Below are 26,446 nucleotides of genomic sequence, written 5' to 3' on the forward strand. Positions count from 1 at the left end.
GGCTAGTCTCCAGAATCTATAAATTCAATCTGCTCGGCATGCAGAACCAATTTGTTCAGCCCATTGCGACCTTGATGGCAGCTAATGAAGCCTTCAACGGTTAACTGACTGCCGACCGTTATACTGTGAGTTAATGCTTGTGACTTTTGTCCGCTGACAATAACCGGCATTCTGCACCATGTTTGTCGGCTAAATCCGGCTTCCTGCTGTGTTGATCGGTGCTCAAGCACAAATTGACAATGCGGAATACCAGAAGGACTTACTTTTCGAACCGGCGTCTTGCACACTGTGCCAGAAAGTACCAGACGATTAGTGGTCACCACGGCAATTACTCTTCAGAATCCCCAGCTTCAGAATCATCATTGGCTTCTGATGCGAAGTCGTGACGCTCACGGCGTTCGTCTTTCGCTTTAACCATTGGTGATGCTTCAGTTACCGCGTGTTTAACGCGCATAACCATGCTACGGATAACGGCGTCGTTGAAGCGGAAGTTTGTTTCCAGCTCATCGATCGCTTCCTGCGGGGCTTCAACGTTCAGCAGAACGTAGTGAGCTTTATGCAGTTTATTGATCGGGTAAGCCAGTTGACGGCGGCCCCAGTCTTCCAGACGGTGAATGGTACCAGCAGCATTAGTGATAGTTGCACTATAGCGCTCGATCATGCCCGGAACCTGTTCGCTTTGGTCAGGATGGACCATAAAAACGATTTCGTAATGACGCATCGATTATTGCTCCTTACGGATTATTCAGCCTCCTGATAGGGTCAACCGCGGCCCATGGAGGCAAGGAACGTGTTTGTGTGCGGCTGAAAAATGACGCGTAACTATACTTGCGGGCGGTTTGAAACTCAAGGACTGACGGGGATTTATTCTTGTTCTGGCCCTTACTTCGCTAAAAAGGCATTTTTTGTTCATTAAATAACCAATGGATGTAGATCCATTAGTCTATTAAATCTTTCAATAAAATCATTGGCTCAGTGAAAATATCATTCATTTTTTTTGACCAAGTGAATCAATTACTACGTATTTTTAAATTAACAAAAGCGACTAGAATTATTTACATCCACCGCATATTAAGCGGTAGCGTTAATGGAAAGTTATTCAAAGTATATAAACATACTCTAAATAATTCGAGTTGCAGGAAGGCGGCAACTGAGCAAATCCTCAGGAGCTTACACCAGTAAGTGACTGGGGTGAACGAAGGCAGCCAACGCGCCTGCTACTTGAAGTATGACGGGTATAAAATATTGGAGTCACCTATGAGACATACACTCATCATCGCAGCCACAGTCAGTTTGCTCTTATCCGCCAACACGTTTGCCGCCACAGAAATCAGCCGCCAGGAAGCGATGCAGCAGCAGCGTGTCAGTATCGGCGAGATCTCTCTTAACCATAATGTGGTGTCACCGGATGACGCCGTGGCACAAATTAGCAAAATGGCTGATGAGCGCGGCGCTACGGCATACCACATTACTCAGATGCATGAGCCGGGTAGCAACAGCTCAATTCGGGTCAATGCTGAGATTTACCGTTAGACGCAGCAGTATAGATACAACACCGGTGAATACGACGACCAACAACCAAAAAAGCCCTTTGATATGCCCTTGCCCCCAGACCTTTGGGGGCTTTTTTATAAGTGGCTGCTGAAGAATGTGACTCCAGCCTTTAATGCACTTGGGGTAATTTTGTGGCCAATACCGGCCTCGGTAATATAGGTTAGCTGATTAGCGCGCCCGCTTGCCCTTAACGCCTGTACCAATCGCGTACTTTCTGCTGCTGGCACCACTTCATCAGCCTCGCCATGCCAGACCAATAAGGGCCGCTCTGCAATCTTTTCTAACTGATGGTTCAGTTCATAATCCGCCAACGGCGCTAAACGGCGCTCAAATTCAGCAGCGTTGACCGGCTGCCCCGCTTTCAATGGCGGAAACAGTGAGCGGGCCAGTGAGGTAAAATCACCTGACCCCATAAAGTCTGCGGCCACTTTCACCCATGGATAGCGAGCAAACGCCCCCAATGTGGTCATACCGCCCATTGATGCACCCGCCACGCCAATGCGATCACCGTCAATCAATCCTGCTTGTTGATAATATTGTTTAATCGCAGGCAACTCATCAATGTTTGATTTCAGGATCTCCCAGAAATAGGATAAGCGCTGTGATTCATCACCGTTAAACCGCGCACCGTGCATATCCGCATCTGGCAAAATGGTGCGAAAACCGGCTTGTGCGAAGGCATAGGCGAAGTAGGAATAGACCTCTTTCGATGAGGTGTAGCCATGATAGAAAAAAATGGTCGGTAGCGGCTGCTGGCGTTTACCCGCAGGGGTAGCATGAATCACCTCAATACCATTAATATTTTCCAGCGATATCTCAATCATGGCAAAAATCCTTTATTGATGCAGCGGCGCGTAAACAGGAAAAACCAGCGTAATATACCCAAGGAACAAGGCAGTGTGCCAAAATGAGGATATAAAGTCTTAAATCAATTTCTTCCAAGATATTACGCTTCACCTTGGGGTTTTACGGTAACCGCGCCGTTGATAAAGAGGCAATAAATGAAGATAAAACGTGTGATGGGGGTTTTGCTGCTGGCGCTCGGGCTTTCGGGTTGTAGTGTTTTGCATACGACACCAGCCCCCCCTCCTGCAATCCAGCCTTATGCACAAGAAATTACCCGCGCCCAGAGCCTTAATTTGCAAAAAGTAGGCACCGTCTCAGCACAGGTATTTGGTAGCCCGATGGATATAGAAGCCGAAATTCAACGTAGGGCTAATGCCAGTGGCGCGCCCTACTATTTGATTATTATGTTGTCCGACAGCATTTATCCCGGCACCTGGTATGCCAACGCACTGCTGTATAAGTAACTCATTGCTGCTGACTGCTGATTCCCCTATTGAAAGCCGCTGCCGCGACTGAGCAGTCGCGCGCAAACCGCTTCCGGCAGCATATATTGATCACGGTGATCCAAGGTCATGCGGCACCAGGCATCGGCCAGTGGTGGTGAGGCAAAACGCAGTAGCTGAGAAGCACAACACAGATCGAACAGTTGCTGAGTTAATGCCCGCCCTTGTTCCTCTTTGGGGTTTTTCAGCCGCTGCTGTAATTGCCGCCACGCACGATCAAACAATCGATTCTGCCCGCGAACCGGATAGAACTCCTGCTGTAGCATCTCAAGGGCTGCCGGTAGTTTGCGAAATGTGCGCAACACATCAAGGCACATAATATTGCCGGAACCTTCCCAAATACTGTTTACCGGCATTTCACGATAGAGCCGTGGCAGTTCACTCTGCTCACAATAGCCAATCCCACCCAGCACCTCCATCGCCTCGGCAACAAACCCACTGCCTTGCCCACATACCCGATATTTAGCCGCAGGAGTGAGTAGACGGCTAAATATCTTCTCATGAGCCTCATCTGACTTTCCCCAGGCGCTAGCTAAGCGCATCAGCAGTGCTGTATGCCCCTCCAGACGCAATGCCATGCGGCTCAGCACTTGTCGCATCAAAGGTTGGTCTACCAGTGGCTTACCAAAGGCCTGCCGCTGCCACGCATGATACAGCGCGACGGAAAAGGCACGCCGCATCAGACCATGGCTACCCAGCGCACAATCAAAACGGGTATAGCCCCCCATTTTTAAAATTTGGCGCACACCGTCGCCCTCATCCCCCAATAACCAAGCAGTCGCATTATCAAACTCAACTTCACTGCTGGCATTGGAGCGGTTGCCAAGTTTATCTTTCAGCCGTTCTAATCGAATGGCGTTATAGCTGCCATCCGGCAATATTTTAGGCAGAAAGAAGCAGGATAGCCCGCCATCGGTCTGCGCCAACACTAGGTGTGCATCACTTTGTGGTACCGAGAAAAACCACTTGTGCCCCACCAGACGATAAGCCTCACCATTGCCCCGCCCCTCCAGCGGCTCAGCCCGGGTAGTATTACTGAGTACATCGGAACCACCCTGTTTTTCTGTCATGCCCATTCCTATCAACAAGCCCCGTTTCTGGCTACCAATGGACTGATGGGGATCAAAGCGATCAGAAAGTAGTGGCGATAGCCAGTTTTGAAATAGTGGTGGGAGTGTTTGCTGTAGTAGTGGGATAGCACCAAAGGTCATGGTTATTGGGCAGAGCGTGCCCGCTTCCACCTGCGCATGCAGGATAAAACGCGCCGCACGGGCGGCAAAAGAACCGATTCGAGCATCTTCCTGCCACGGTAGATTATGCAGGCGATGATTGACCAGCTCTTGCATTAACATATACCACGCGGGATGAAATCGCACTTGGTTCAACCGCTGCCCGGCAGCATCGTAGCGCAATAACTCAGGAGGATTGGTGTTTGCCAGCCGCCCAAGTTCAAGAGACTCCTGTGATCCCAATTGTAGCCCGATCAAAGAGAGAGTCTCTCCATCCCAACCAGCGTGTTCACGCATCACTGCTTCCCGCAACGCCATGTCAGACAAAAATAAATTACTGTTCGACAATGGCTCCGGCTGATTGAAAACCAAGTGAGTCTGCCACTCCATACCTTCCTCCATTTCGGTATTCTATCCTTCGTACCTGAAGCCGCAGGGGTGTTAGCTACGCTTACTCACCCGAATCACTCACCGTCGTGCGCTCATCGGGACTCGTTCACTTGCCGCCTACCTGCAACTTCAGTTACTTTGGATATAACTGTACCATCGGCATTCATAAATCAGGGTTAAGTATGGTGCAGGCGCGAATTTTTGCTGGCAGGCTCATCACAAACGGGGATGAAAGCCCTATATATCACTGATGATTTAATTAAAATTCCTATAAAAAAGCCAGCATCCGTAAATGCTGGCTTTCTGAACTCAATAGCAAGAGAGATATTACGCTTTCAATGCTCGCTGGCGCACAACTTCAAATAAGCAAACCCCAGTGGCAACCGAGACGTTTAGCGAAGAAACCGTACCCGCCATTGGAATACTGATCAGTTCATCGCAATGCTCACGGGTCAAACGGCGCATGCCTTCACCTTCAGCCCCCATCACCAGCGCCATCGGGCCAGTCATTTTGCTCTGATACAAGGTGTGGTCTGCTTCACCGGCAGTGCCAACAATCCAGACATTGTGTTCTTGCAGTAACCGCAGGGTACGCGCCAGATTAGTCACTTTAATCAATGGCACATTCTCAGCGGCACCACTGGCCACTTTCTTGGCAATAGCATTAAGCTGCGCCGAGCGATCGCGTGGCACAATAACCGCATGGACACCGGCGGCATCGGCGCTACGCAAACATGCCCCGAGATTATGCGGGTCAGTTACGCCATCCAGCACCAGCAAGAACGGCATATCCACACTTTCCAGCAGGGCAGGTAAGTCATTTTCCTGATACTGACGCCCTTCACGCACTCGCGCTACGATCCCCTGATGGACACCCCCTTCAACCTGAGAGTCCAGCCATTGGCGGCTAGCCACCTGAATCACTAAACCGGCAGCTTCCAGTTCCGCGACCAAAGGTTGCAGACGGCGATCGTCACGACCCTTCAGAATAAAAACTTCCAGGAAACGTTGCGGATCATTGTCTAGCAGGGCTTTGACGGCGTGAATACCGTAAATAATTTCGCTCATGATGCTCTTTTATAAATGATTAAGTATTAATAAGTAAACGAATGCGGGCGACCGGGGCCGCCCGACAATCAGCAGGCCATTACTGGTCGCTGCTGGTTTTCTTCTTCGCACGCTTGGCCTTGGTGGCGGCGGCAATTTTTTTGGTTTTAGCGGACGCTCGTTTTGCTTTCGCTTTGGCTTTTTTCTCAGCCAGTGCTTTATCGTCTAGTTTAGCGGCGGCATCTGCTGGGCGGAATGCACTATCCGGCTCGAAGTTCACTGGTTTTTTTGCCCGACGAGGCCGTTGCTGCCCACCACCGGCTGGCGCGCCATCACGGCGCGGAGCACCAGATGAACTACCACGCCCACCACGACCGGTTGAGGTATCACGCATCGTGCGCTGCCCATCAGCTTTCTTCGCCTTATCACGGGCTGTTTTACCCTCACCGCGCGGCTTACGGGTACTGGAGACCAGAGCAAAGTCAATTTTGCGCTCATCCATATGTACCGCCTCAACCCGAATTTCTACGGTATCACCCAAGCGGTAAACCTGACCTGAGGATTCGCCGATCAGACGTTGGCCGATGTTGTCGTAACGGTAATAATCATTATCCAGGCTGGAAACATGCACCAAACCATCAATAAACAGATCATCCAAACGCACGAAGAAACCAAAGCCGGTAACACTGGCAATGATCCCGGTGAAGACTTTACCAACCTGATCCTGCATAAAATCACACTTCAGCCAGTCCGCTACGTTACGGGTAGCTTCATCAGCGCGGCGTTCAGTCATTGAGCAGTGTTCGCCCAATTGCAGCATATCTTCGTATTCACTGTGCCAGCCACCGGTTGGTGTCCAGCGCTCTTTCTGATTGCCTTGCTCTTTGGCGAGCTGGTACTTGATAGCGCGGTGCATCGCCAAGTCAGGATAACGGCGGATTGGTGAGGTGAAATGGCCATAAGAGGCCAATGCCAGGCCAAAGTGACCCCGGTTTTCTGGATCGTAAATTGCCTGTTTCATTGAGCGCAGCAACATGGTTTGCAGCATTTCATGGTCCGGGCGATCGGCAACTTCATCCATCAGTACAGCGTAATCTTTCGGCTCGGGCTTCAAGCCGCCACCTAAGGTCAGGCCTAGCTCATTCAGCACGCTACGCAGTGCGGAGATATGGTCATCACTTGGGCGGTCATGTACACGGAACAATGCAGGTTCGTTGTGTTTTTCGACAAAACGAGCGGCTGCAATATTCGCCAAAATCATGCACTCTTCAATCAACTTATGCGCGTCATTGCGCACTGTCGATTCAATACGTTCAATGCGCCGTTCAGCGTTGAAGATAAACTTGGCTTCTTCGGTTTCGAACGCGATACCACCACGCTCAGCACGGGCCTGATCCAGCGCTTTATACATGGTATGCAGTTCTAACAGATGCGGCACTAGCGGCTTATATTGCTCACGCAGTGTCTCTTCACCATCAATAATCCGCCACACTTTGGTGTAGGTCAGACGTGCGTGGGAGCTCATCACTGCTTCGTAGAACTTATACGACGACAGCTTACCCTGTGAGGAGATGGTCATCTCACACACCATGCACAGGCGGTCTACCTGCGGATTCAGGGAGCAAAGGCCGTTTGAGAGCACTTCCGGCAGCATCGGAACCACTTGCGACGGGAAGTAAACCGAGTTACCACGGCTGCGAGCTTCATCATCCAGCGCGGTGCGTGGGCGCACATAATAGCTGACATCAGCAATCGCCACCCACAAGCGCCAGCCACCACCGCGTTTCTTCTCGCAGTAAACAGCATCATCGAAGTCGCGGGCATCTTCACCATCAATAGTGACCAATGGCAGGTTGCGTAAATCCACCCGCCCTTTCTTCGCCTCTTCCGGTACTTGTTCTTTCAGATCCACAACTTGTTTTTCAACTTGTGGCGGCCAGGTATGGGGGATCTCATGGGTACGCAGTGCGATATCCACCGCCATGCTGGTACCCATATTTTCGCCGAGCACTTCAACAATCTTACCTACCGCTTTAGTCCGGCGGGTCGGGCGCTGAGTCAACTCGACCACCACCATATAACCCATCCGCGCACCGTTGATTGCCTCTGGCGGGATCAGAATGTCAAAACTCAATCGACCATCATCTGGCACCACAAAACCGGTGCCGGCATCAGTAAAGTAACGACCAACAATCTGGCTGGTTTTCGGTACTAATACACGCACGATACGTGCTTCACGGCGGCCTTTGCGGTCTGCGCCAACTGCTTGGGCCAATACCACATCACCATGAATGGCGGTTTTCATCTGTTCTGCGGAGAGATACAGGTCGTCTTTACTGCCTTCAACGCGTAAAAAGCCGAAACCATCACGGTGACCAATAACAGTCCCACGCAGTAAGTCGAGACGCTCAGGCAAGGCGTAGCACTGACGACGGGTGAAGACCAATTGCCCATCGCGCTCCATAGCGCGCAGGCGGCGACGCAGTGCCTCTAAAGGCTCTTCGCCGGTTAAATTAAGTTCATTGGCCAGCTCTTCACGGCTGGCAGGTGTTTCGCGCTTCGCGAGATGAGCCAAAATGAATTCCCGACTAGGGATCGGTGACTCATATTTTTCTGCTTCTCGTTCCAAGAATGGATCTTGTGACATTGCGGTTCCTCCGTTGTCAGCAGCAGGTCTTATACCCTGCGTACTTGAAGCCGCAGGGGTGTTAGCTGCGCGCTCTCACCCGAATCACTTACCAGTGTAAGCTCATCGGGATTCGTTTACTGGCTGCCTACCTGCAACTCCAAGTTCTTTGGGTATATATATCTTTGATTAAGCAAAAATCTACTCAACAAGTAACAGTTTGTAGAGCGGGGAATTATCTTTAACCATGTCAGCCAAAGTATAGTTATCCAGCTCGTTAAGGAAACTCTGTACCGCCTGATTAAGCACTTGTTTCAGGCGACAAGCGGGTGTTATGTGGCAAAAATCACTACTGCAATTCACCAGAGACAGTGGCTCCAGTTGGCGCACAACATCACCAATTAGAATTTGGTTAGCCGGTTTACCCAACCGTATACCACCATTTTTGCCCCGCACAGCGGTCACCAGACCGACACGGCTCAACTGATTGATTATTTTAACCATATGATTGCGAGACACACCATATACCTCAGTTACCTGAGAAATGCTGGTCATTTGGCCTTCCGGTAGCGAGGCCATATAAGTAAGCGCCCGCAAACCATAATCAGTAAAACTTGTTAACTGCACGTATACCCCTGAGTATCAATTTACCCGGCTTAACCCCATCGGAAATAACACTTTTTGGATAGGTTATAAGTGCGATTCCAAGTGTGATTCAGAAAACTCATATCCTACATAACTCGAGTTACAGGAAGGCGGCAACTAAGCGAATCCCCAAGAGCTTACATCAGTAAGTGATTAGGGTGAATGAAGGCAGCCAAACACACATGCAACTTGAAGTATGACGGATATATTCTTTGAATGATAAACCAGCCATAAAGCTTGCGGCTAATCATTTAGGTGAAGGGTGGCGCTTTTGGTATAAAACGGCATATCCGAGGTCACTTCTGCATCTCATTATACCCAAAATAGCTGACTTTGCAGTTAACAATGTATTTAGGGTATATACCCTAAATAATTCGAGTTGCAGGAAGGCGGCAAGAGACAGACAAATCGGTCGGGAACCGATTTGAACAGCATTTATGCTAGCCCGTAGGGTGAACCTCAAGGATGAGGCTCATTAACCCCGATGAGCTTACATGAGTAAGTGATTCGGGTGATTGAACGTAGCCAACGCACATGCAGCTTGAAGTATGACGGGTATAAACAATAAACCGGACCTAAGCCCGGTTTATTAAAGTCTGAATTCTGACTATTTGGCGGTTAGCCACTTAATCATAAATCAAACGAATCATGCATCAAATGGGTCGCGCAAGATCATGGTTTCTTCACGATCAGGACCGGTAGAGATAATATCAACCGGAACACCGGTCAGCTCTTCTACTCGTTTGATGTAGTTCAGGGCTGCCTGTGGCAACTTGCTATGTTCTTTCACACCAAAGGTGGTTTCTGACCAGCCTGGCATGGTTTCGTAAATTGGCTCGATACCTTCCCAACCTTCAGCAGCCAGTGGGGTAGTATCAACTTCGCGACCATCTGGCATGCGGTAGCCAACACACAGCTTCACTTCTTTCAGACCATCTAACACGTCCAGTTTGGTCATACAGAAACCAGACAGGGAGTTGATCTGCACGGCACGACGCACTGCAACGATATCCAACCAACCGGTACGACGGCTACGGCCTGTTGTTGCGCCATATTCGTTACCTTGCTTACGCAGGAATTCGCCAGTTTCATCATTCAACTCGGTAGGGAATGGACCTGCACCTACACGGGTGGAATAAGCTTTAACGATACCTAAGACGTAATCAACATAACGTGGACCCAAGCCAGAGCCGGTGGCTACGCCACCAGCAGTGGTGTTAGATGAAGTTACATACGGATAAGTACCGTGATCGATGTCCAGTAAGGTGCCTTGTGCGCCTTCGAACATGATCAGATCACCGCGCTTGCGGGCGCTGTCCAGCAAGTCAGAAACATCAACCACCATGGCAGTCAAAATATCAGCAATAGCTAATACTTCATCCAGCACTGTTTGGTAGTCAACTGCATCAGCTTTGTAGTAATGCACTAACTGGAAGTTGTGGTAATCCACAATTTCTTTCAGTTTGATAGCGAAGGTTTCTTTGTTGAACAAATCACCGACGCGCAGACCACGGCGGGCAACTTTGTCTTCATAAGCAGGACCAATACCACGGCCGGTAGTACCGATCGCTTTTTCACCACGTGCTTTTTCACGCGCATTATCCAAAGCCACATGATAAGGCAGGATTAATGGGCATGCTTCGGAGAGTAACAGTCGCTCACGTACAGGCACACCGCGCGCTTCAAGCTCTGTCATCTCTTTCATTAAAGCGTCAGGTGCCAATACAACACCGTTGCCGATGATGCTGGTTACGTTTTCACGCAGAATACCTGAGGGAATTAAATGAAGAACGGTTTTCTCACCGTTGATAACCAAAGTATGGCCAGCGTTGTGACCACCTTGATAGCGCACAACATAATTAGCCCGTTCAGTCAGCAGGTCAACGACCTTGCCCTTACCTTCGTCACCCCATTGGGTGCCCAGTACGACGACGTTCTTACCCATCTCAAAAATCACCAGGTTGCTTAAAAAAGGATTCTAACATCTCATTCGGCTGCTTTCAGTACTTTTTAACACATAACTGAACAATTTTTGTGCTTACATTCAGCCACCCATGCGGCTACGCAACATGTAGTAGATAACCACACCAGCAACCACTAATCCGCCACCAAAACGGCGCAAAGTGGCATCCGGTAATTGGGTCATCGCCTGAATCATTTTGCGCCAAGCTTTGGGGTACAGCATCGGGCCAAGCCCTTCGAGCACCAAAACCAGACCCAATGCTAACAAGATGGTTGAATTCATTATTTGTCTCAAATGGAAAAGGCCCGCGTTAACGGGCCTTATTGTTACGGTCAAGACGAGCTGTAACGACAGCCGTTATGGACGTTTGCTGGAGTTATCCGGCGACCTCATATAACGGAAGAAATCGCTATCCGGGCTCAGAACCATCACATCATTGCCGCTGTTAAAGCTGTTTTCATACGCACGCAAGCTACGAATGAAGGCATAAAAGTCTGGGTCTTTACTGAATGCGTCAGCAAACAGACGAGCTGCTTCTGCATCACCGCCACCACGAGTAATACGCGCCTGACGTTCTGCTTCTGCCAGTGTACGTGTTACTTCATAGTCAGCTGTTGCACGCAACTTCTCTGCTTCTTCCTGACCTTGTGAACGATGACGACGGGCTACCGCTTCACGCTCAGCACGCATACGTTGGAAGATAGCATCAGACACTTCAGCCGGTAAGTTGATCTGCTTGATTCGCACGTCAACGACCTCAATCCCTAGCGCTGCCATACTGTTAGGGTTAACCGCAGGCTGTTTGCCACGGGTTTCCTGCTCAACACGGGCTGCCGCAGAGGCAATTGCATCATCAGCTTCGGTGGTCACAGCTTCATCACCCACACTACCGGTGTTCAGCGCATCACGGACATCTGAAGTCAAACGCCCACGTGAGTCAGTAACGATGTCACGCACGTTCAAACGACCAATTTCAGAACGCAAACGGTCACTAAACTTACGTTTCAGCAGCACTTCGGCCTGAGAAACATCACCACCACCGGTGGCCAGATAGTAACGACTGAAATCGCTGATACGCCATTTCAAATAGGAGTCAACAATCAGGTCTTTCTTCTCGTTGGTAACGAAACGGTCAGCCTGGTTGTCCATGGTTTGAATACGGGCATCCAGCCTTTTCACTGTTTCGATAAACGGTATTTTGAAGTGCAAGCCCGGTGCATACACCAGCGGCTTGTTATCACTATCACGTAATACCTTGCCAAAGCGTAGCACGATGCCGCGCTGGCCTTCCTGTACCACAAACAGAGAAGCGTAGAGTGCGATTAACACCACAACGACGATAAGTAAAAAAGACTTACGCATTGGTTATTCTCTCCCTACGCGAGTGGAAGTATCACGCTGAGCATTCGCCCGGCGCTGATCCATGATAGAGCCACTGGTTGAGCTGGTATTGGCGTTGCTTGCACCAGACTCTTGACTGCTATTAGCAGAAGAAGGCGGATTCAGACGAATCAGGCTTGTGTCTTTATTGCCATCCGCTGCCTTATCTGCACCTTGGCCGCGCAGCATTTGGTCCAGTGGTAACACCATCAGACTATTACCCTTATCACTCGCTAGTACTTTGCGGGTATGACCGAGAACCTTCTCCATCGTTTCGATGTATAGACGCTCACGGGTAATTTCTGGTGCCGCCTTATACTCAGGCAACAACTTAGCAAAACCTGCGACTTCACCCTGCGCTTCCAACACTTTACGTGCGGCATAAGCACGCGCATCTTCTAACAGACGCTGCGCCTGACCATTCGCCCGTGGTTGGACTTCGTTGGTATAAGCTTCCGCTTCACGAATATACTGTTGTTCGTTTTCACGGGCTGCAATCGCATCATCAAATGCCGCTTTAACTTCTTCTGGTGGACGCGCCGCCTGGAAGTTAACGTCCAGCAGCGTTATACCCATATTGTATGGACGAATAGTTTCTTCCAGTACACGTTGAGTATCGCTACGAACGATGGTACGGCCTTCGGTGAGGATTTTGTCCATGGTGTATTTACCAATAACACCACGTACTGCGCTGTCAGTTGCCTGACGCAAGCTGTCGTCCGGGTTAGTCACGCTAAACAGATAAGCGGCCGGATCAGTCACACGGTACTGCACGTTCATTTCGACGCGAACCACGTTCTCATCAGAAGTCAGCATCACGCCGGACGCTGCCAATTCACGTACCGATTCAACGTTAACTGGCGTTACTTCATCGATAAAGGTCGGTTTCCAGTTCAAACCAGGCTGCACAATGTGGCTTAATTTACCCAAGCGAGTAACGACACCGCGCTCGGCTTCTTTAATTGTATAGAAACCACTTGCCGCCCAGATAACTACCACAGCAACCACAGCAATGCCCACAATCCGGCCACTGAAACCAGGGCCTCTTGTCGTACCACTGTTATCATTGCCGCTGCCGCCACCTTTACCACCGAGGCTACTCAGTTTTTTGCTCAGTTTTCGAAAGATATCATCCAGATCAGGCGGCCCTTGGTCACGACCACCTTTATTATTGTTATTTCCGCCAGAGTTGCCGCCATTATTATTGCTGCTCCCCCACGGATCGCGGTCCTGTCCGTTATTACCGGGCTGATTCCACGCCATGTTTTAGCTCCATTCTTCTATGATTGGTTTTCTTCAGGCCAAGAGCACATGCCAAAGAAGCTGGCTCTTAATCTCACAAAAAAGGTCAAATAATCAACTAATTAGCCACACCGACTAATTAATAATATAACTGACCAAATCTTGCTCTTGTTTACAGAGACGACGCCAATCAACGATAGGCATTCTGACCACCATACCGACGTTTCCGTCCTCGTCTATCCACTCTTTTTCAATTGCCTGAAGCTGGTAAAAACGGCTACGTAGACGACCTGCCTGAGGTGGCAAACGTAATTCAAAGTGTGCGATCTCACCTGAAAGACGCTCCGTCAACGCTTGAAATAGCAACGAGATCCCTGCGCCGGTTTGGGCCGAAAGCCAAACTCTGACTGGCAGATTGTCTTCGTTGCGATCAATTCGCGGGACAAAATCATCCAACAAATCAATTTTATTCATTACTAATAATGTAGGTATTTCATCCGCTTCGATTTCTGCCAAAACAGAATCAACTGCGGCCATATTCTCGGTTACCCGAGGGTCTGCTGCATCAATAATGTGTAACAGTAATGAGGCTTGCCGTGTTTCTTGTAATGTCGCTTTAAAAGCAGCGACCAAATCATGCGGCAAATGCCGGATAAAACCTACCGTATCCGCCAACACTGTATCACCCACATCCGCCACATTAATACGGCGTAAAGTAGGATCCAGCGTGGCAAATAATTGGTCAGCCGCATAAACATCAGCTGCCGTAATTTTGTTAAACAGGCTGGATTTACCGGCGTTGGTATATCCCACCAAAGATACTGTCGGAATTTCAGCACGGGTACGCGCACGTCGCCCCTGCTCACGCTGCTTTGCCACCCGCTCCAAACGGCTCAAAATCAAGCTGATACGGTCACGTAACAAACGGCGGTCGGTCTCCAACTGGGTTTCACCTGGCCCTCTTAGGCCAATCCCCCCCTTTTGACGCTCAAGATGCGTCCAGCCACGTACCAAACGGGTCGCAATATGGCGTAATTGCGCTAATTCGACCTGTAATTTACCTTCATGGGTACGGGCCCGTTGGGCAAAAATATCTAAGATTAGCCCAGTACGATCAATGACCCGACACTCACACAAACGCTCAAGGTTTCGCTCTTGCGCTGCAGAAAGGGCATGATCAAACAAGACAACAGACGCGCCACTGGCTTTCACCGCGTCAGCAATTTCTTCGGCCTTTCCTTCACCGACAAAATACTTAGGGTGCGGTGCTTTGCGACTACCCGTCACAATTTGCAAAGCTTCTACGCCCGCAGAAGATACCAGCGCTTCAAATTCACGCAGATCTTCTGAGTTTTTGTCTTGCGAGAAATAGATATGAACCAGTACGGCCTGCTCACCGGCTTCATAGCGGTCAAACAAACGTGCAACCTCTCAAACGGATTAAAACCGCTAGTGCGGAGAACATAAACCCGAATCCGTTGTTTATGTTCCCCGTCATGGTCGACCAGCAATGCGCTTTATTCAGCGTCATCGCTATCCTGCTGCGGTTGTTGCGGCGCAGACGGATTACTACCATGATAATTATTGGTGCTTCCACTCGGCGTATTGCTGTGATGCGAAACCGGGCGAGAAGGCACTACAGTAGAGATGGCGTGTTTATAAACCATCTGGCTGACTGTGTTTTTTAACAGAATGACAAACTGATCAAAAGACTCAACTTGGCCCTGCAGTTTAATGCCATTCACTAAATAAATAGAAACCGGAACCCGTTCACGACGCAATGCGTTCAGGAACGGATCTTGCAAAGATTGCCCCTTAGCCATTCTATATTTTCCTTATTTGCTTGTTGTTTTTAACTAAGAACCTATCGGCTCGAAAATAAACTGCGTAAAAAAAATCCGCGCGTTGAGTACTAATCAATTGTACACAATCATTCAACCTATGCACTAACAACCTGTATTACAGAGTCTAAAGCCTCTCCCGGCTTATCACTGTCGAGCCACTGAACTGAACTCCAGCCCCGTAACCAAGTCATTTGGCGCTTTGCCAGTTGACGTGTCGCACAAACTCCACGGTAAACCATTTCGTCGTAATCAATCTCACCGGACAGATAAGACCACATCTGCCGGTATCCCACACAACGAATGGCAGGCAAATCCGTATGCAAATCACCGCGGTCAAAAAGCGCCCTAGCCTCTGTTTCAAACCCTGCATCCAGCATCTGATGAAAACGTAATTCAATCCGCTGGTGCAACAGTTCCCGGCTAACAGGCGCAATCGCAAATTGGTGAACCCGATAGGGTAAGGTTTCACCCGAAATTTTAGTCAGTTCCGTTAAAGTTTTACCTGAAATAAAAAAAACTTCCAGTGCTCTAGAGAGCCGTTGGGGATCATTAGGATGAATTCGCGCCGCAGCAACTGGGTCTATCTTGGCCAATTGCTGATGCAATGCCTCCCAACCCAGCTCAGCGGCCTGCTGTTCAATATGCTCGCGCACTTGTGGGTCTGCGGGTGGCAACGGAGATAATCCTTCCAACAGCGCTTTAAAATACAGCATGGTCCCCCCCACCAGCAGCGGAATTCGCCCGGCAGCGGTAATATCGGCCATCACTTTCAATGCATCTTTACGGAAATCAGCGGCTGAGTAGGATTCAGCCGGGTCACGGATATCAATCAGCCGGTGTGGTGCTAACGCCAGTTCTTCAGCACTGGGTTTCGCCGTGCCGATATCCATGCCACGATAGATCAAGGCAGAATCGACGCTGATTAACTCCACAGGTAACCGCTGGCGAAGCGCAATGGAGAGCGCTGTTTTACCACAAGCGGTAGGCCCCATAATAAAAATTGCCGGTGGCCGGTCTAGATTTTCAATATCATTCATGTGTTAGGGTTGCCAATGCAGCCTTTATATCAATAGGTTGTAATAATCCAGCAGGCGGTGATTGCACCAACTGCGGACAAAGACGTTCCACATCCGTCAATAACTGTATCGCTTGAGACATATTCCAAACCTCATGTTCGCTGCCAAGGTGGCGGGCAATCCATGTGGCCAGAACATCTGGCGATATCTCTTCATGCTGCGACAGATAGCCTAACAGTTCCGGTATCAGTTTTTGTAAATTTTGTTGGCGTAATGGTAAAGATACCGCACGTAAAGTGGCTCTTGTCTGCTCAACGGTCAATTCTATCCCCATAGTAACCAATAAGTTCTGATGGCGCAGACAGGCTGCGGCCTCATTCTTATCTAATGTCAGTTTTAATGGAATAAGTAATGGCTGAGGGCGTAAACCCTCGGCTGGCGGATTCAATTGAGCTTGTTTCAGCCAGCGCTCGGCAACAGTCAGTGCCAATAATGCCACACCTTGCTTATATTCAATCAAAGCATAGCAAGGTGGGAATACCGTTAATACTCGGCCAAAGCTGTAATAATCACCATGAAGTGGTTCATCTGCTGATGCAAAGCGCGGGGCTGGCACCGATGCAGGCTGTTCTACGGCTTGGCTCACAGCGGCGGGTTGCACCAATTGACGATACAATTCGCCTTCCTGCTTTTGGTAGGGTTGCCCAGCGCTATAGCCAGGTGCTGCCTGTTCACGGGCAGGAGACCGCGCTGCCGCTAGCGTGGGTTCTGAAGACGATACTTTATCTGAAACCCGTGTCCGTTCTGCCGCTGGCGCTTTTGCAGGCTCTGGTTGCGCATATTTATTCCCCCCCGCCGCCACACGGTTTTCCGGCTGCCAGCGGGGTGCTTCTATCTCTTCACCATCTTCATTGATATTTAGCACTGGCGAGGCAGTCTGCTGTAAAACAGTGGTAACAGCCTGATAAATAAAGTCATGTACCAACCGCGCCTGATGGAAACGCACCTCATGTTTCGCCGGATGCACATTTACATCCACCTGATGCGGATCAATATCCAGATACAAAACATAAGCGGGTTGTTGATCATCTTTGAGTAAATCTTGATAGGCCTGACGGATAGCGTGATTAATCAACCGATCACGCATCATGCGATTATTGACGTAACAATACTGCATTTCACTGAGTGTACGACTGGCGGCAGGATCAGCCACCCAACCACGAATAGTCAAATCACCATGTTGCCAGGAAATGGCCAGTGCATGCTGCAAAAAAGCCGGGCCACAGATGCTCGCCAGCCGACGCTCGTGCTGTGAAGGGTCAGGGGCTGCGCGGTACTGACGCATTAACTTACCGTTATGACTCAGGTTTATTGCCACATCAAAGCGCGCCAGCGCAATGCGCCGCACCACTTCATCAATATGACCGAACTCGGTTTTTTCAGTGCGCATAAATTTGCGGCGCGCTGGCGTGTTATAAAACAGATCCAGCACTTCAAGAGTACTCCCCACCGGATGCGCCGCTGGCTTGATAGTGACGGCCATATCACGCCCTTCCGCATAAGCCTGCCAGGCTTCATTTTGTTCGGCAGTGCGGGAAGTCAGAATCAGACGTGAGACTGAACTGATACTGGCCAGTGCTTCGCCACGAAAGCCCATGCTGAGGATAGCTTCCAGATCTTCTAGCGAACTTATCTTACTGGTGGCATGGCGCGCCAGCGCCAGTGATAAATCTTCTTTGCCGATGCCGCAGCCATTATCGCGGATACGAATCAGTTTGGCGCCACCCCGTTCAATATCGATATCAATCCGTGTAGCTCCTGCATCCAGACTGTTTTCTACCAACTCTTTAACCACCGACGCAGGCCGCTCTACCACTTCACCGGCGGCAATTTGGTTAGCAAGCTGTGGTGGCAGAATATGAATCGGCATAGCAGTTCCTTTCGCTTACGATTGTGGAATCGTGAGGGTTTGCCCTAGCTGGACATTACCTGACTTTATCTTGTTCGCCCGCTCAATCTCACTCATCGACACGCCATATCTGGCCGCAATGGCTGATAGCGTATCACCGCGTTTTACCAGATGTTTTACTGTTTTGTTTTTAGCAATTGTTTGGTTTTTTGGTGCCGCTGCCGTTACCGTGCTGCCCAATGCCGGCACTTTCAAACGCTGCCCCACCCACACCACATCATTTTTCAGCGTATTATTTTGCCGCAATAGCGCCATGCTGACACCGTATTGGCTCGCAATGCCGGATAAGGTTTCACCACGTTGTACTTTATGGATTTGGCTTTTCCCTGTCGCCACAGGCTTGACGGCAGAAACTCTGCCGCTTTGCGCATTGCTGACAATCGGTTCTGGCTGATTAACATTTGAACGCTGCACTGAAGAATCAACCGCCGCTGTTTCTATTAGCGGACGGTTTTCGACCTTTGGGTCGGCTTGTAGCGGATGCGCGAGGAAATAACTGCGCAAGCCTTTATAAATGGCCTGAGCAATCTTCTCCTGATACGCGCTACTGCCAAGCAGCCGCTCCTCCGTACTATTACTGATAAAGCCGGTTTCCACTAATAACGATGGAATATCCGGTGAACGTAACACCCCAAGACTGGCGTGTTCAGGCCGACGTTTATGAATGTCACCTACTGTTTGTAGCTCACGCAGCACCTTGGTCGCTACGTCATAGCCCACCCGCTGGGAGTGGCCGAATTGCAGATCCAATACTGCCTGACTCAAATAGGGGTCTGACGCGGTATTCGCCAACACGTCACCGGCACCACCGAGCAATTCAGATTGTTTCTCATGCTGTTCCAGCCAGTTGCCCATTTCACTGTTAGCACGGCGATTTGACAGAACCCAGACCGAAGCCCCAGTAGCACTGCGGTTAGGTGCCGCATCCGCATGAATAGAAACCAGCACGTTAGCCCCCTGCTTACGGGCCACGTCCGAACGGCCCATCACCGAAATGAAGTAATCGCCATTGCGGGTTAAAACCGGTTTAAACATCGGGTCGCTATTAAGCAATGCTTCAAGTCGGCGGGCGATGGCAATCGTGACATTCTTCTCTTTCAGGCCATTTTGCCCGATTGCACCTGGGTCTTGCCCACCGTGACCGGCATCGATTGCCACCACTACACGATCGCTATTAGCAACACGGCTGGCTTTAATCGGGCGGGCGGTATTGGTGGTGACGGTATCACTGCTGACAACCACGGTCGGCTTATTGTTAAACGGGTTTTTAGCCTCCGATGTGGTGTTTGAACTGGTCACGCGCGGTGTCGTATTCACGTTATTGACCGGCGGCGTCAAACGCCCAGCATTCGGGCTAGGGGTATTGGTTTGGCTGAGTGGCCTACTGTTTGGGCTTAACGTGTTGTTTGAGCTTAACGTATTGTTCGGGCTTAACGTGGTTTGTACCTGACGAGCAGGGGCGGCTGCGGTCATGGTAATGACCACCGTGTAGTTACTGCCCGACTGCTGTGTCACCGCGCGGGTTTTAACTTTTTGCGTCAATTCCAGCACCAGACGGGTGCTTTGCTCATCTTTCGGGGTACTGGAACGAATTCTTTTCAGCAGATTCTGCCCACTGAACTCCAAGGGTAAACCAGAGAGATTACCGCTTTGGCGGACATCCAACACCACTCGCTCAGGCGAACTCAACGAGAAAAAGGCATAAATCGGTTTACCATCAAAACTGAGCGTCACCCGGCTTTCCGTCGGGCCATTGTTCACCTTAATATCGGTGAGTTTCATAGCCAAGGCGGAAGGTAGGCTTAATAAACTCACCATAACCAACATGACTGCGGTAAACGATCGTTGGTAGCGATTTATTAGCATCAAGCTATGCATCATTATCAAATTATCCTTGCACAGCAGCTAAACGGCGCAATACATCCGCACCCGCATCAGAAAGGGCAACCAGACGGGCTTCACGCCCTTCAGCCTGATACGCCAAATGTAACTCTATATCGGCCCGAGGTAAGAACCCCTCACCTTGCTGTGGCCATTCCACCAGGCAAATTGCCCGCTCATCGAAATAATCACGAATACCCATAAACTCCAGCTCCTCAGGATCCGCCAGACGATATAGGTCAAAATGGTAAACCGGTCTTGGAGTTAACGCATAAGGTTCAACCAAGGTATAAGTAGGGCTTTTAACATGACCAATGTGGCCAAGGGCCTGAAGGAAGCCGCGGCTGAAAGTTGTTTTTCCGGCACCTAAGTCACCGAACAGATAAATAACGCTAGCACCATTGAAGGCATGGGCCAAACGAGCCCCTAATGCAACGGTCGCTGCCTCATCAGGCAGAGGTAAAACGAGTTCTTTCATTCTGTGATATCTATCTTGCTAACTCAGGATTAACGTACTTCGGAATAACTGGCAGTAAATCTGTTGCCAGTAAACCCCGGGTGCCTTGAACTTCAGCCAGTTTGTCTGCGGCAACGCCATGCACGACACAACCTGCACAGGCAGCATCATACAGCACCAGCTTTTGTGCTATCAAACTACCAATAATACCGGACAGAATATCCCCCATGCCGCCGGAGGCCATCCCTGCATTACCAACATCAGCAATCGCCATCTCGCCCTGCTCACTGGCAATCAGGGTACCAGCACCTTTCAATACCACCACACCACCATATTGTTTAACGATGTTTCGGGCCGAAAGTAAGCGGTCACTCTCAATATCAGCGACGCGGCAACCAAGCAGACGAGCAGCTTCCCCTGGATGTGGGGTCAATACCCGATTCTGACGCCTATGTGGATTTAATGCCAGCAAGTTGAGCGCATCTGCGTCCCATAATGCTGGTTTATCACTTTGTTGCAATAAATTCAGAGCATTCCGGCCCCAATCGGACTGCCCTAACCCTGGACCGACAACCAGGACATCAGCCCAGCCAATACCTTGTTCAAGAGTTTCCGGCGTTAACTCTTGTACCATCAACTCTGGCCTTGCCGCCAGAATCGGTGCCACATGCTCAATGTGAGTGAGCACTCGCACCAAGCCAGCCCCACTGCGCAGAGCGGCTTCACCGGCCATGCGAATCGCACCTCCCAGCCCTTTATCTCCGCCCACTAGCAACAATCGGCCATGTTCCCCTTTATGAGCACAAGGGCGGCGTGGCTGTAGCCATTGCGGTAGGTGATCTGCAGTCATTCGCTCAATTTGTAGCGGTTGAGTGAGCAGCCATGCTGTCAGCCCCAAGTCATTGCAGTGTAAATGCCCCACCCAATCACGGGCCTGACCGGTGAGCAAACCCGGTTTTAGCGCGACAAAAGTCAGGGTGTGGTCTGCGCGAATAACAGATCCGGGAGCAGCACCACTGTCGGCACTGAGTCCAGAAGGAATATCCAAGGCAATCTTTGCGGCCCGATGGCGATTCGCGGTGTCAATCAGCGTAGCATAAACGCCTTGCGGTGCCGCTCGCAGGCCAATACCCAACAATGCATCAATAATCAAATCAACATGTTGTGGCCACGGTGTCTCAGGCTGGTGAATTATGCCACCTGCCGCCAACCATTGGGATTGCGCCTGATGCGCTTGTGCGGGTAATGGCCGATTGCCGGGGCAGGCAATAAGCGTAACATTCAGCCCCGCGGCTAATGCCCGATTCGCAACGATATAACCATCGCCACCATTATTACCGTGGCCACACAATATCAACCAGTGACGCGCCGCTGGGTACTGTTTACGCGCCAGTTCAAAGGCCGCATCGCCCGCTTTGACCATCAGATCAAACAACGTTAGAGAAAAGTGTGCCGCGGCCACGGCCTCGTTCTGGCGTACCCAGTCCGCAGAAAAAACAGAGTGTGGTAAGCTGACACCGATTTGTTTCTTACTATGGTCCGTCATGGCACACCCCCTCGATCTGAATCAATTAGCCCAACATATCAAGCAATGGGGGCAATCGCTAGGTTTCCAGCAAGTCGGTATCTGCGATACGGATTTGTCTGCGGAAGAACCGCGGTTACAAACTTGGCTTGATAAACAATATCATGGCGAGATGGCCTGGATGGCTCGCCACGGTATGCTGCGCGCGCGGCCCCATGAATTATTACCCGGAACCTTACGGGTGATTAGCGTGCGGATGAATTATCTCCCTGCCAAGGCTGCATTTGCCAGCACATTGAACAATGCTAAGTTAGGTTATGTCAGTCGCTATGCGCTGGGCCGTGATTATCATAAATTGCTGCGCCAGCGGCTGAAAAGATTGGGCGATATGATTCAGAGTTACTGTCTGGAGCAGGCTCACGGTGACATCAATTTCCGCCCATTTGTCGATTCTGCCCCCATTATGGAGCGGTCATTAGCTGCAAAAGCAGGGATTGGCTGGGTTGGTAAGCACTCACTGATTTTAAATCGTGATGCGGGTTCCTGGTTCTTTCTTGGCGAATTACTAATTGATCTGCCGCTGCCGATTGATAAGCCGCAAGAGGAGCAATGTGGCCGTTGCGTTGCCTGTATCACCACCTGCCCGACCGGCGCTATCGTTGCACCCTATACCGTTGATGCTCGCCGCTGTATCTCCTACCTGACCATTGAACTTGAAGGGGCGATACCAGAAGAATTTCGTCCACTAATGGGAAATCGTATTTATGGCTGTGATGATTGTCAGCTTATCTGCCCCTGGAACCGCTTCTCACAATTAACTGATGAGGAAGATTTCAGCCCACGCGCCGTGCTACACACGCCACAGTTATTGGATTTATTTGCCTGGAATGAAGAGAAATTTTTGCGGGTTACGGAAGGTTCCGCCATCCGCCGCATTGGTCACCTACGCTGGCTACGTAATATCTCGGTCGCACTGGGCAATGCCCCCTATCTCGACAGTATCGTATTGGCACTGGAAGCGCGCCGCGGGATTGATCCAATGTTAGATGAACATATTGAGTGGTCAATCTCACAACAATTGAAAAGACGGTCTACACTGATTGTGGATGTTCAATCGCCACAGAAAAAAAGGCTGGTGCGGGCTATTGAGAAAGGCCTACCACGGGATGCCTGATATCCCCCTTTACCTGAAACTATATGCTGTTTGGTATGGCTTTTTTTTATGTATTTTTATAATGAATGAACTCGGAGTTTTCCTGTGCATAAAAATAAAAACACCTTGGCAATCAAGTGCGAAAAAAAGCGCAAGTGATCGGTATAACGTTTTCACAGAAAAATATATATCGCTAAATCAAAGAGATATGAAAGAGGGTTGCGCAGTGGATAAAATATGAGCTGGATATAAAAAAAGCAGAATCTGTGGATAAGTCTGTTGACGAAGTTAATACATTGTATGTACAACGCGGCATGGCGCGTTATGTAGCTGTGGATAAAAATAATAGAATTGAATAAAAATTTTGGAGCGGGAAACGAGACTCGAACTCGCGACCCCGACCTTGGCAAGGTCGTGCTCTACCAACTGAGCTATTCCCGCATTGAGATGCTTTTGCACCCTGCTGTATGTAACAGCATTTGATATTTACTGCTTATTCAGAAATAAATTTTGGAGCGGGAAACGAGACTCGAACTCGCGACCCCGACCTTGGCAAGGTCGTGCTCTACCAACTGAGCTATTCCCGCGTCGCTGCCATACGTCATAACAACGTATCACTTATATTTCTGACTTCTGAACTAAAGCTGCTGTACTGCCGGTCACTATCTTTATGGTTAAAGATTGGAGCGGGAAACGAGACTCGAACTCGCGACCCCGACCTTGGCAAGGTCGTGCTCTACCAACTGAGCTATTCCCGCTTGGTGCCGTCTTACTTTTTACAACGTTTTCTACACTTAACTCGTACTAAATCGGTCTGCGCATGTTTGCGAATTCTTCATCGGTACGGGGTGCGCATTATACGAGAAATCCGTTTTGCCGCAAGCCCCTAAAAGCAAAAAAATCATTTTTTGGTTCAAGTGACGATTAAAACAGCAATGTGGCGTTTTTACCAGCGCCGGGCAAAGTATATACCTAAAGTTATTGAAACAGCAGGAGTGTAAGCGCGACTATCCCTGCTGCTTCAAGGCCGCAACAAAACCCCAAAGTCATTGGAGTAGCAGGTAGGCTGCCAGCAAACGCATCCCGATGAGTCTATTTATTTTAAGGTCAACGGGCAGTCAGTGATTCGGGTGAGCTAACGCAGCTAACACCCCTGCTACTTCAAGGCCGCAGGGGATCAAGATTGAATAAAATGCTCGCGGTAATAGGCAAGCTCAGCCACAGATTCACGGATATCGTCTAGTGCTTGATGGGTATTTTGTTTTTTGAAACCCGGCAGAATCTCTGGTTTCCAGCGGCGTGCCAGCTCTTTTAGCGTGCTGACATCCAGATAGCGGTAGTGGAAATAAGCTTCAAGCTCTGGCATATAACGGAACAGGAAGCGGCGGTCTTGGCCCACACTGTTACCACAGATAGGTGAAGCGCCTGCTGGAACCCACTGTTTCAAGAATTCAATGGTTTGTAATTCAGCATCACTATCGCTAAATGGGCTGGCTTTAACCCGTTCCACCAAACCACTGCCGGTATGGGTACGCACATTCCATTCATCCATAAGCCCAAGCTGTTCATCCGACTGATGAACCGCCAATACTGGGCCTTCGGCTAGAATATTGAGATTAGCATCGGTGACCAGAGTGGCTATCTCAATGATCCGATCGCGCTCAGGATCAAGACCGGTCATTTCCAGATCGATCCAGATCAGATTATTTTGATTCTCTGCCATAATATTTCCTGCCTGTTAGCGGGTGAGACTACCGAACAAACGGTTAATTGATAAAATAATGTGTATCATAGCCCTTTTGGTCGCAACCAGCGATATACCCAAAGAAATTGGCGTTGCAGGTAGGTAGCAAGCAAACGAATCCCGATAAGATTACACCGATGCGGGGGAGTGAAGCGAGTAGCCCCAGCGGCTTCAAGTATGAAGGGTATTAATGCAGATTCAAGTGAGGCGCAGTGAGTAAGAATAAACTGTCGAAAGGTCAACAACGCCGTGTGCAGGCAAACCATCAGCGTCGGCTACGCACTGATAGAAAACCTGAGTTAGATGACTCTCAGCTTGGCGATGCGCAAGAAGGTATCGTAATCAGTCGTTTCGGCCAGCACGCCGATGTCGAAGCCACCGATGGTGTTCAACACCGTTGTAACATTCGCCGTACCATTAAATCACTGGTTACCGGTGACCGTGTGGTCTGGCGCCCAGGCTTGCAAGCTCAGGAAGGTGTGCGGGTTAAAGGCATTGTCGAAGCCGTACATGAACGTACATCCGTACTGACACGCCCTGATCTGTACGACGGCGTGAAACCGATCGCCGCAAATATCGATCAGATAGTGATCGTTTCGGCGATCTTACCTGAACTTTCTCTTAATATTATCGATCGCTATCTGGTGGCCTGTGAAACACTGGAAGTCGAACCGTTAATTGTGTTGAACAAAATCGATTTACTGGATGCCGATGGCCGTAAATTCGTTGATGGCATGATGGAGATTTACCGTCGCATTGGCTACAACGTGCTGGAAGTCTCAAGTCAAACCCGTGAAGGGATGGAAGCCTTTGAAAAGGCACTGGCTGGGCGCATCAGTATCTTTGCCGGTCAGTCCGGCGTGGGTAAATCCAGCCTGCTGAATGCCCTGTTACCACCAACGGATAACGAAATTCTGGTCAATACGGTATCGGGTAATTCAGGTCTGGGTCAGCACACCACCACCGCAGCCCGCTTATATCACTTCCAGCAAGGCGGCGATGTGATTGACTCACCGGGGGTGCGTGAATTTGGCCTCTGGCATCTGGCACCGGAACAAATCACTCAAGGATTTGTCGAATTCCGTGATTATCTCGGCCATTGCAAATTCCGTGATTGCAGCCATACCACCGATCCCGGTTGTGCACTGCGCGAAGCGGTAGAACAAGGCAAAATCGCTGAAGAGCGTTTCGATAATTACCATCGAATCCTGGAAAGTATGGAACAGGCGAAGCCGCGTAAGACATCTGATAGCGACGAGAAATGATGTCTCGATAGTCCTGTTGAACATGCTTTAGCTAAAAACTGTGGGCGCAGAAAGATATATACCCAGTGACTTCAAGATGCAGGTAGGCGGCAATTGAGCGAAGCCTCAGGAGCTTACTCAAGTAAGTGACTGGTGTGAGGCAGCCAACACCCCTGTATCTTGAAGGG

At 49.8% G+C, this 26,446-nt stretch carries 23 protein-coding genes and 3 tRNA genes; 4 read left to right on the forward strand and 22 right to left on the reverse strand.

The window, feature by feature from the left end:
* Window positions 1–2: 2 nt before the first annotated feature.
* Together priB and rpsF are read right to left on the reverse strand one after the other, a co-directional pair.
* The gene (gene priB, locus V1953_RS18985; RefSeq protein ID WP_049613473.1) at window positions 3–323 is read right to left on the reverse strand and encodes a primosomal replication protein N; all 321 of its coding nucleotides are present in this window, start codon (window positions 321–323) and stop codon (window positions 3–5) included.
* A 5-nt stretch (window positions 324–328) separates the two neighbouring features.
* Window positions 329–721: a 30S ribosomal protein S6 gene (rpsF, locus tag V1953_RS18990; RefSeq protein WP_002210153.1), complete on the reverse strand. Its 393-nt coding sequence runs from the start codon at window positions 719–721 to the stop codon at window positions 329–331.
* Between the two features lie 536 nt (window positions 722–1,257).
* On the opposite strand from rpsF, the gene V1953_RS18995 reads away from it, so the two are divergent.
* A complete protein-coding gene (locus V1953_RS18995; RefSeq protein WP_083160957.1) occupies window positions 1,258–1,533 on the forward strand; it encodes a DUF1471 domain-containing protein in 276 nt (91 codons plus the stop codon).
* Window positions 1,534–1,628: 95 nt separating this feature from the next.
* On the opposite strand, the gene yjfP is transcribed toward V1953_RS18995, so the two are convergent.
* Complete coding sequence (yjfP, locus tag V1953_RS19000; RefSeq protein WP_442851201.1) at window positions 1,629–2,378, reverse strand: esterase; 750 nt, start codon at window positions 2,376–2,378, stop codon at window positions 1,629–1,631.
* A 177-nt stretch (window positions 2,379–2,555) separates the two neighbouring features.
* Here yjfP and bsmA point away from each other — a divergent pair, with 177 nt between their 5' ends.
* Window positions 2,556–2,864: a biofilm peroxide resistance protein BsmA gene (gene bsmA, locus V1953_RS19005; RefSeq protein WP_083160961.1), complete on the forward strand. Its 309-nt coding sequence runs from the start codon at window positions 2,556–2,558 to the stop codon at window positions 2,862–2,864.
* A gap of 26 nt (window positions 2,865–2,890) precedes the next feature.
* On the opposite strand, the gene V1953_RS19010 is transcribed toward bsmA, so the two are convergent.
* The 15 genes from V1953_RS19010 to nnr all read right to left on the reverse strand — a co-directional run bounded on the left by V1953_RS19010 (window position 2,891) and on the right by nnr (window position 22,138).
* Window positions 2,891–4,534 (reverse strand): isovaleryl-CoA dehydrogenase, encoded by a 1,644-nt coding sequence (locus V1953_RS19010; RefSeq protein ID WP_083160963.1) that lies wholly within the window; start codon window positions 4,532–4,534, stop codon window positions 2,891–2,893.
* A gap of 315 nt (window positions 4,535–4,849) precedes the next feature.
* On the reverse strand, window positions 4,850–5,590 hold the full coding sequence (gene rlmB / locus V1953_RS19015; RefSeq protein WP_005193288.1) for a 23S rRNA (guanosine(2251)-2'-O)-methyltransferase RlmB: 741 nt from the start codon (window positions 5,588–5,590) through the stop codon (window positions 4,850–4,852).
* Between the two features lie 79 nt (window positions 5,591–5,669).
* A complete protein-coding gene (gene rnr, locus V1953_RS19020) occupies window positions 5,670–8,216 on the reverse strand; it encodes a ribonuclease R (RefSeq protein WP_372568575.1) in 2,547 nt (848 codons plus the stop codon).
* Window positions 8,217–8,396: 180 nt separating this feature from the next.
* Complete coding sequence (nsrR, locus tag V1953_RS19025) at window positions 8,397–8,822, reverse strand: nitric oxide-sensing transcriptional repressor NsrR (protein ID WP_083160967.1); 426 nt, start codon at window positions 8,820–8,822, stop codon at window positions 8,397–8,399.
* A 664-nt stretch (window positions 8,823–9,486) separates the two neighbouring features.
* Window positions 9,487–10,785, reverse strand: a complete 1,299-nt coding sequence (locus V1953_RS19030; RefSeq protein WP_083160969.1) for an adenylosuccinate synthase — start codon at window positions 10,783–10,785, stop codon at window positions 9,487–9,489.
* Window positions 10,786–10,884: 99 nt separating this feature from the next.
* Window positions 10,885–11,085 carry a DUF2065 family protein gene (locus V1953_RS19035; protein ID WP_005193214.1) on the reverse strand — a complete coding sequence of 67 codons (201 nt, stop codon included), beginning with the start codon at window positions 11,083–11,085 and terminating at the stop codon, window positions 10,885–10,887.
* 75 nt (window positions 11,086–11,160) lie between these two features.
* Window positions 11,161–12,165, reverse strand: a complete 1,005-nt coding sequence (gene hflC, locus V1953_RS19040) for a protease modulator HflC (protein ID WP_083160971.1) — start codon at window positions 12,163–12,165, stop codon at window positions 11,161–11,163.
* A gap of 3 nt (window positions 12,166–12,168) precedes the next feature.
* Window positions 12,169–13,446 carry an FtsH protease activity modulator HflK gene (gene hflK, locus V1953_RS19045; RefSeq protein ID WP_083160973.1) on the reverse strand — a complete coding sequence of 426 codons (1,278 nt, stop codon included), beginning with the start codon at window positions 13,444–13,446 and terminating at the stop codon, window positions 12,169–12,171.
* Between the two features lie 114 nt (window positions 13,447–13,560).
* A complete protein-coding gene (gene hflX, locus V1953_RS19050) occupies window positions 13,561–14,844 on the reverse strand; it encodes a ribosome rescue GTPase HflX (RefSeq protein WP_083160975.1) in 1,284 nt (427 codons plus the stop codon).
* Window positions 14,845–14,942: 98 nt separating this feature from the next.
* Entirely contained in the window at window positions 14,943–15,248 is a 306-nt protein-coding gene (gene hfq / locus V1953_RS19055; RefSeq protein ID WP_002209151.1) for an RNA chaperone Hfq, read from the reverse strand.
* Window positions 15,249–15,364: 116 nt separating this feature from the next.
* Window positions 15,365–16,306, reverse strand: a complete 942-nt coding sequence (gene miaA, locus V1953_RS19060) for a tRNA (adenosine(37)-N6)-dimethylallyltransferase MiaA (protein WP_083160977.1) — start codon at window positions 16,304–16,306, stop codon at window positions 15,365–15,367.
* Entirely contained in the window at window positions 16,299–18,215 is a 1,917-nt protein-coding gene (gene mutL / locus V1953_RS19065) for a DNA mismatch repair endonuclease MutL (protein WP_442851202.1), read from the reverse strand. The genes miaA and mutL overlap by 8 nt, the downstream gene beginning before the upstream one ends.
* Before the next feature lie 15 nt (window positions 18,216–18,230).
* A complete protein-coding gene (gene amiB / locus V1953_RS19070; protein ID WP_442851343.1) occupies window positions 18,231–20,081 on the reverse strand; it encodes an N-acetylmuramoyl-L-alanine amidase AmiB in 1,851 nt (616 codons plus the stop codon).
* Window positions 20,082–20,142: 61 nt separating this feature from the next.
* Entirely contained in the window at window positions 20,143–20,613 is a 471-nt protein-coding gene (tsaE, locus tag V1953_RS19075) for a tRNA (adenosine(37)-N6)-threonylcarbamoyltransferase complex ATPase subunit type 1 TsaE (RefSeq protein ID WP_420072807.1), read from the reverse strand.
* A 10-nt stretch (window positions 20,614–20,623) separates the two neighbouring features.
* A complete protein-coding gene (nnr, locus tag V1953_RS19080) occupies window positions 20,624–22,138 on the reverse strand; it encodes a bifunctional ADP-dependent NAD(P)H-hydrate dehydratase/NAD(P)H-hydrate epimerase (protein WP_442851203.1) in 1,515 nt (504 codons plus the stop codon).
* On the opposite strand from nnr, the gene queG reads away from it, so the two are divergent.
* Window positions 22,137–23,291, forward strand: coding sequence for a tRNA epoxyqueuosine(34) reductase QueG (gene queG / locus V1953_RS19085; RefSeq protein WP_083160985.1), 1,155 nt, complete (start codon window positions 22,137–22,139; stop codon window positions 23,289–23,291). The genes nnr and queG overlap by 2 nt on opposite strands.
* A 344-nt stretch (window positions 23,292–23,635) precedes the next feature.
* Here queG and V1953_RS19090 read toward each other — a convergent pair.
* The 4 genes from V1953_RS19090 to orn all read right to left on the reverse strand — a co-directional run bounded on the left by V1953_RS19090 (window position 23,636) and on the right by orn (window position 24,993).
* Window positions 23,636–23,711 (reverse strand) — tRNA-Gly (locus tag V1953_RS19090).
* Between the two features lie 70 nt (window positions 23,712–23,781).
* Window positions 23,782–23,857: transfer RNA gene (locus V1953_RS19095), tRNA-Gly, on the reverse strand.
* Between the two features lie 95 nt (window positions 23,858–23,952).
* Window positions 23,953–24,028, reverse strand: a tRNA-Gly gene (locus tag V1953_RS19100).
* A gap of 419 nt (window positions 24,029–24,447) precedes the next feature.
* Entirely contained in the window at window positions 24,448–24,993 is a 546-nt protein-coding gene (gene orn, locus V1953_RS19105) for an oligoribonuclease (RefSeq protein WP_005187496.1), read from the reverse strand.
* 233 nt (window positions 24,994–25,226) lie between these two features.
* Here orn and rsgA point away from each other — a divergent pair, with 233 nt between their 5' ends.
* Complete coding sequence (gene rsgA / locus V1953_RS19110; protein ID WP_005187493.1) at window positions 25,227–26,279, forward strand: small ribosomal subunit biogenesis GTPase RsgA; 1,053 nt, start codon at window positions 25,227–25,229, stop codon at window positions 26,277–26,279.
* Window positions 26,280–26,446 lie beyond the last annotated feature (167 nt).

Source organism: Yersinia sp. 2541 StPb PI, assembly GCF_052217145.1.
GTDB classification, from domain to species: Bacteria; Pseudomonadota; Gammaproteobacteria; order Enterobacterales; family Enterobacteriaceae; genus Yersinia; species Yersinia enterocolitica_E.

Bases quoted from the DNA above. Each gene is read 5' to 3' on its own strand.
- rnr (WP_372568575.1), bottom strand. From the start codon at position 8,216: ATGTCACAAGATCCATTCTTGGAACGAGAAGCAGAAAAATATGAGTCA.
- rpsF (WP_002210153.1), bottom strand. From the start codon at position 721: ATGCGTCATTACGAAATCGTTTTTATGGTCCATCCTGACCAAAGCGAA.
- miaA (WP_083160977.1), bottom strand. From the start codon at position 16,306: ATGAATGATATTGAAAATCTAGACCGGCCACCGGCAATTTTTATTATG.
- V1953_RS18995 (WP_083160957.1), top strand. From the start codon at position 1,258: ATGAGACATACACTCATCATCGCAGCCACAGTCAGTTTGCTCTTATCC.
- orn (WP_005187496.1), bottom strand. From the start codon at position 24,993: ATGGCAGAGAATCAAAATAATCTGATCTGGATCGATCTGGAAATGACC.
- yjfP (WP_442851201.1), bottom strand. From the start codon at position 2,378: ATGATTGAGATATCGCTGGAAAATATTAATGGTATTGAGGTGATTCAT.
- hfq (WP_002209151.1), bottom strand. From the start codon at position 15,248: ATGGCTAAGGGGCAATCTTTGCAAGATCCGTTCCTGAACGCATTGCGT.
- V1953_RS19030 (WP_083160969.1), bottom strand. From the start codon at position 10,785: ATGGGTAAGAACGTCGTCGTACTGGGCACCCAATGGGGTGACGAAGGT.
- tsaE (WP_420072807.1), bottom strand. From the start codon at position 20,613: ATGAAAGAACTCGTTTTACCTCTGCCTGATGAGGCAGCGACCGTTGCA.
- amiB (WP_442851343.1), bottom strand. From the start codon at position 20,081: ATGTTGGTTATGGTGAGTTTATTAAGCCTACCTTCCGCCTTGGCTATG.
- nnr (WP_442851203.1), bottom strand. From the start codon at position 22,138: ATGACGGACCATAGTAAGAAACAAATCGGTGTCAGCTTACCACACTCT.
- mutL (WP_442851202.1), bottom strand. From the start codon at position 18,215: ATGCCGATTCATATTCTGCCACCACAGCTTGCTAACCAAATTGCCGCC.
- rlmB (WP_005193288.1), bottom strand. From the start codon at position 5,590: ATGAGCGAAATTATTTACGGTATTCACGCCGTCAAAGCCCTGCTAGAC.
- V1953_RS19035 (WP_005193214.1), bottom strand. From the start codon at position 11,085: ATGAATTCAACCATCTTGTTAGCATTGGGTCTGGTTTTGGTGCTCGAA.
- bsmA (WP_083160961.1), top strand. From the start codon at position 2,556: ATGAAGATAAAACGTGTGATGGGGGTTTTGCTGCTGGCGCTCGGGCTT.
- hflK (WP_083160973.1), bottom strand. From the start codon at position 13,446: ATGGCGTGGAATCAGCCCGGTAATAACGGACAGGACCGCGATCCGTGG.
- V1953_RS19010 (WP_083160963.1), bottom strand. From the start codon at position 4,534: ATGGAGGAAGGTATGGAGTGGCAGACTCACTTGGTTTTCAATCAGCCG.
- queG (WP_083160985.1), top strand. From the start codon at position 22,137: ATGGCACACCCCCTCGATCTGAATCAATTAGCCCAACATATCAAGCAA.
- hflC (WP_083160971.1), bottom strand. From the start codon at position 12,165: ATGCGTAAGTCTTTTTTACTTATCGTCGTTGTGGTGTTAATCGCACTC.